We start from the raw sequence: 2,856 nt of genomic DNA, 5'->3' as shown, positions 1-2,856 counted from the left end.
CCGGCTGGCCGGCCCCCCCTCGGTTTGCGCGGGGCCGGCGGGGGACGAGCGCCCGGCCGGCCCCGACGAGAAGGTGCCGGCCGGGAGTGAACCGCCCGCCCGGGACGGACAAGCGGCCGGATCCGGCGAGACCGCGCGGGCCGACGAGCCGCAGACCGTACCGGCGCGGCACGACGACTGACCCGATCAGAGCAGCTCGTCGAGCTCGGTGACCGCGTACCACTCGAGCTCGTGATCCTCGGCCCCGTCCACCGTGAACTGGGCGTCGGGATCCCCGGCCAGGGCCTCCTCGACCACGTCGGCGGCGGCGCCGATGTCCTCGGCGGCGCTCTCACCGTCGAGGTGGATCGACGCGACCTCCTTGAGGGACACCGCCTGCGGCAGGCGCACGGTGCTGGAACCCAGCTCGACGTCCTCGCGGACCAGCGCCGTCGAGGCCACGTCGGCCGAGACGACCACCCGCCGGCGCGGGGCCTTCGGGTCGTGCCGCAGCAGCTGCAGGGCGGCCTGGGCGGCGCGGGTGAAGGCCACGTACTCCAGCTCCTCCTCGTCGCCCTCGGCGTACCACTCGCGCAGCGCCGGGGTCACGGCATGCGCGACCGTCGGTCCCGCGCCGAGCTGCCCGGACGCCCGCATCTCGGCGAGCATCGGTACGGTGGCCGGCACGTACACCCGGACCAGATCGGTGATCGGCACTGTTCCCCCTGCGATTGACCGTCCCCGTAGTACACCGCCGGGGAGGCTACCGGAAGGGCAGTTCCACTGGTCGTGTCCCTTTCGGCGTTTTCAGCAGACGGTCAGCACCCGCATGGGGATACCAGCGGGTCGGCGTCCCGGGCCACCTCCCCGTCCGGGGTACGCAGGGCGAACCCCTCTCGCACCCAGTACTCGGCGCCGCCGAGCATCTCGCGGACCGAATACCCCAGCTGGGCGAGGGCCAGGGCCGCTTTGGTCGCGCCGTTGCAGCCGGGACCCCAGCAGTACGTGACGACCGGAACGGACGGGTCGAGCAGCTCGGCGGCGCGCTTGGCAATGTCGGCGGTGGGCAGGTGCAGGGCGCCCGGGATGTAGCCCTGCTCCCAGGAGGCGGTCGACCGGGAATCGATGAGCACGAAGCCGGGTGCCCCGGTGCTCAGTGCGGCCTGGACGTCGGAAACATCGGTCTCGGTGGCGAGACGCTCGGCGAAGATCTCGGCCGCTCGCGCAGGAGTCATCATGGCCCAAACCTATTTTCCAGAGCCCGGCACCAGCAGAGCCTATCCACGGTCTGTACTTGGCAACGCGCTCGAATCAACGGTAGTTTTCGGCCATGGCCGTTGATCCCACGATCGACCGGACCGACTGGCGCCTGCTCGAGGAATTGCAGCGCGACGGCCGGGCCTCGTACGCGGACCTGGCCCGGGTGGTGGCCATGTCACCGAGCGCCGTCGCCGAACGCGTCCGCCGGATGGAAGAGGCCGGGGTGATCGCTGGCTACCGCGCCGTGGTGGACCCGGAACGCGTCGGTATGCAGATCATGGCGATGGTCCGGCTGCGCTACCCGACGGGGAACTACCGGCCGTTCCACGCACTGCTGGACACCACGCCGGAGATCATCGAGGCGCACCACGTGACGGGCGAGGACTGCTTCGTGCTGAAGGTGCTGACCCGCTCGATGCGCCACCTGGAAGAGGTCACCGGGCGGATCTCCGGCCTCGGCGCGGTCACCACGAGCGTGGTCTACTCAAGCCCGCTGCCGGGCCGCGCCCTCGCGCCTGGGGACCAGAATCAGCCGTCGTAGTCAAACGGTGGCAAACTGAGGCCGGACCGACCGGCGTAGGGAGATCAGGCGTGGAGTCCAGGTTCATGCTGCTGTCCGACGTGGCGGCCGAGCTGAACGTCTCGGACTCGCAGGTCTACCACATGGTCCGCAAGGGAGAACTGCCCGCGATCAAGATCGGCGGCCGCGGCCAGTGGCGCGTGGAACGCGCCAAACTCGAGCAGTACATCGAACAGAAGTACGCCGAGACGGCGTCGTGGGTGGAAGAGAACCCGCTGTCCGACCGCGACACTGAGTAGTCGCTTCCGTTGTCCACAGGGCTGAGGCCCGCCATTGACGTACCTCGACGCGTCCCGCCACACTCGTCGTCGTAGGCAAACGGAAGCAAACGCAAGGATTGGCGGATGCCCATGTCGACGGTCGAGGTGACAAGGCAAGGTCCGAGGCCTGCGATCAGGCTGCGGCCGGCACCACGCCACGAACCCCCGTTCGACGACGAACGCGACCCGCACACCTGGCCGTCGCCGCACCAGCTGGCCCTCGACTGGGCGGTCCCCCCGCAGCACACAGCCGAGCCGCCCTCTCCGCCGGTGCGGCGGACCGTGGTGACCGGCGCGTCAGCCGAGGCGAAGATGGCGGTCCGGCGGTTCGTGGGCATGTGCGTCGAGGTGCTGAACGGCTACCGCCCGGCGGCCCATCTGCGGAGCCTGTCCCAACCTCGCGAAGCGGCGAATGTGGTGGCTCAGGGGTTGGCGGGGGCTCGGCGGGTAAGCGAGGCCCGGCAAGCCCGCACCGCCGGCCGGGCTCCTCGTGCCCGGCGGCCTGCTCCTGCTGCGGTGGTTCGGCTTCGGCTATGCGAGCCGCGGGAGGGGGCGGTGGAGGCGGCGGCCGTTCTTCTGCTGGGTGAGCGGACTCATGCCTTGGCCCTTCGGCTCGAGCTTCATGATGGGGTTTGGGTGGCTTCTGTTCTTCGGTTCATTTGAGCTGCCCGGGGCGGTCAGTGTGCTTGTTGATTGGCGGTGGGCGTCCTGGGTTTCACTTCTTTGGTGTTTGCGCTTGGGGGGCTTGGGGGCGGCACCACCGCCGCGGTGGCCGCC

General features: G+C 70.2%; 6 protein-coding genes. 4 read left to right on the top strand and 2 right to left on the bottom strand.

Annotation, left to right across the window (positions count from 1 at the left end; genetic code table 11):
• Positions 1-181: hypothetical protein (locus AB0C29_RS41730; protein ID WP_360832865.1), on the top strand; the 181-nt coding region annotated here is incomplete at its 5' end.
• 5 nt (positions 182-186) lie between these two features.
• On the opposite strand, the gene AB0C29_RS41725 is transcribed toward AB0C29_RS41730, so the two are convergent.
• The gene (locus AB0C29_RS41725) at positions 187-648 is read right to left on the bottom strand and encodes a DUF6912 family protein (RefSeq protein ID WP_360832870.1); all 462 of its coding nucleotides are present in this window, start codon (positions 646-648) and stop codon (positions 187-189) included.
• A gap of 149 nt (positions 649-797) precedes the next feature.
• The gene (locus AB0C29_RS41720; RefSeq protein WP_360832862.1) at positions 798-1,217 is read right to left on the bottom strand and encodes a rhodanese-like domain-containing protein; all 420 of its coding nucleotides are present in this window, start codon (positions 1,215-1,217) and stop codon (positions 798-800) included.
• 92 nt (positions 1,218-1,309) lie between these two features.
• Between AB0C29_RS41720 and AB0C29_RS41715 the strand changes: the two genes are divergently transcribed.
• The 3 genes from AB0C29_RS41715 (at position 1,310) to AB0C29_RS41705 (ending at position 2,742) form a co-directional block, all read left to right on the top strand.
• On the top strand, positions 1,310-1,780 hold the full coding sequence (locus AB0C29_RS41715) for an Lrp/AsnC family transcriptional regulator (RefSeq protein WP_360832859.1): 471 nt from the start codon (positions 1,310-1,312) through the stop codon (positions 1,778-1,780).
• Between the two features lie 65 nt (positions 1,781-1,845).
• On the top strand, positions 1,846-2,058 hold the full coding sequence (locus AB0C29_RS41710; RefSeq protein WP_360832868.1) for a helix-turn-helix domain-containing protein: 213 nt from the start codon (positions 1,846-1,848) through the stop codon (positions 2,056-2,058).
• A 105-nt stretch (positions 2,059-2,163) separates the two neighbouring features.
• Positions 2,164-2,742, top strand: a complete 579-nt coding sequence (locus AB0C29_RS41705) for an Rv3235 family protein (RefSeq protein WP_360832856.1) — start codon at positions 2,164-2,166, stop codon at positions 2,740-2,742.
• The last annotated feature ends 114 nt before the right edge of the window (positions 2,743-2,856 follow it).

This window comes from Actinoplanes sp. NPDC048791, from assembly GCF_040650095.1.
Taxonomy (GTDB): Bacteria; Actinomycetota; Actinomycetes; order Mycobacteriales; family Micromonosporaceae; genus Actinoplanes.
Note: the sequence above shows the minus strand (reverse complement) of the source record. Positions and strands in the feature narration are given on the sequence as shown.

Excerpts from the sequence above, each read along its gene's own strand:
- AB0C29_RS41725 (WP_360832870.1), bottom strand. The coding sequence starts at position 648 with ATGCTCGCCGAGATGCGGGCGTCCGGGCAGCTCGGCGCGGGACCGACG.
- AB0C29_RS41720 (WP_360832862.1), bottom strand. The coding sequence starts at position 1,217 with ATGATGACTCCTGCGCGAGCGGCCGAGATCTTCGCCGAGCGTCTCGCC.
- AB0C29_RS41715 (WP_360832859.1), top strand. The coding sequence starts at position 1,310 with ATGGCCGTTGATCCCACGATCGACCGGACCGACTGGCGCCTGCTCGAG.
- AB0C29_RS41710 (WP_360832868.1), top strand. The coding sequence starts at position 1,846 with ATGCTGCTGTCCGACGTGGCGGCCGAGCTGAACGTCTCGGACTCGCAG.
- AB0C29_RS41705 (WP_360832856.1), top strand. The coding sequence starts at position 2,164 with ATGCCCATGTCGACGGTCGAGGTGACAAGGCAAGGTCCGAGGCCTGCG.